The organism is Actinomadura rubrisoli, assembly GCF_004349215.1.
GTDB classification, from domain to species: Bacteria; Actinomycetota; Actinomycetes; order Streptosporangiales; family Streptosporangiaceae; genus Spirillospora; species Spirillospora rubrisoli.
This window is the reverse complement of the sequence record NZ_SMKU01000732.1, coordinates 1-1,054: the sequence shown is the minus strand read 5'-3', so window position 1 is coordinate 1,054 and position 1,054 is coordinate 1. Positions and strand designations below refer to the sequence as shown.

At 75.0% G+C, this 1,054-nt stretch carries 1 protein-coding gene; it reads right to left on the bottom strand.

The window, feature by feature from the left end; genetic code table 11:
* Positions 1–38 precede the first annotated feature (38 nt).
* Positions 39–761, bottom strand: coding sequence for a citrate/2-methylcitrate synthase (locus E1298_RS51045; protein WP_279499821.1), 723 nt, complete (start codon positions 759–761; stop codon positions 39–41).
* Positions 762–1,054: the final 293 nt, after the last annotated feature.

The window sequence follows — 1,054 nt, the reverse complement described above, 5'->3', positions numbered from 1 at the left end:
GAACCCGAGCACACCCCCGCCCCAGGCCCGAATCACGTTCATGAGCGAAGAGGGGGGCCGGTGTAGACGGCGCGCGGACGGAGCGGGGTGCGCCGCCCGTACTCCTCCAGCGCATGCGCCAGCCAGCCAGCGGTGCGGGCGATGGCGACGAGGGCCTCACCGGCGCCGGGAACCAGCCCGGCGACCGCGCCCAGCACCGCCAGCGCGAAGTCGATGTTGGGCTCGGGCAGTCGACGCCGGCGGGCCTCGTCCAGGACGGCCTCGGCCGCGGCGAGCCGCTCATTCCCTGGCGCCGCATCCCTGATGAGGTCGAGCAAGAACGTGGCGCGCCCGTCCCCCGCCTTGTAGATGATGTGGCCGAACCCGGGGATGCGCTCGCCGCCCCGCAATCGCTCCCCGAGCACCCGAGCCGCCGACGCACCGGCGCCGACCTCGGCGAGCAGGCGTTCCGCACCGTACGAGGCCCCGCCGTGCAGCGCACCGCTCAGAACGCCCAGCCCCGAGACCACGACGGCGTACGGGTCGGCGCGCACGGACGCCCCCACTCGTGCCGCCACCGTGGAGGCCGCCAGCTCATGATCGGCGAGCAGGACCAGCGCGGCCTCGAACACGCGCAACAGCCTCGGCTCGGGCGGACCCGGACACAGCTTGCCCCAGAGCCGCACGGCAATCCGCCCCGGCGCAACCGCGCCCCTAACCACGAACGCGGGCGGCGCGCCAGTCGCCGATGCGTGTTCGGTCACCGAGCGAACGCCGGCCATCGTCGAGGACGCACCGCCGGCCGCGCCCCCGACCTCCCCACCAGACGCAGACGAGTCGGCGCCATCGGACGCAGGTGAGCACTCGGCACCTTCCCCAGGCGCGGACACGACACCGGACGAAGGCGGGGACGCGGCACCAACCCCAGGCGCGGACGCGACACCAGACGCAGGTGAGCACTCGGCACCAGCCCCAGGCGCGTACACGGCGCCGGACGCAGGCGGGGACGCGGCACCTTCCCCCGACGCGGACGCGGTGCCGGACGGAGGTGGGGGCGCGGTGGCGGATTCGGGTG

Excerpts from the sequence above, each read along its gene's own strand:
- E1298_RS51045 (WP_279499821.1), bottom strand. The coding sequence starts at position 761 with ATGGCCGGCGTTCGCTCGGTGACCGAACACGCATCGGCGACTGGCGCG.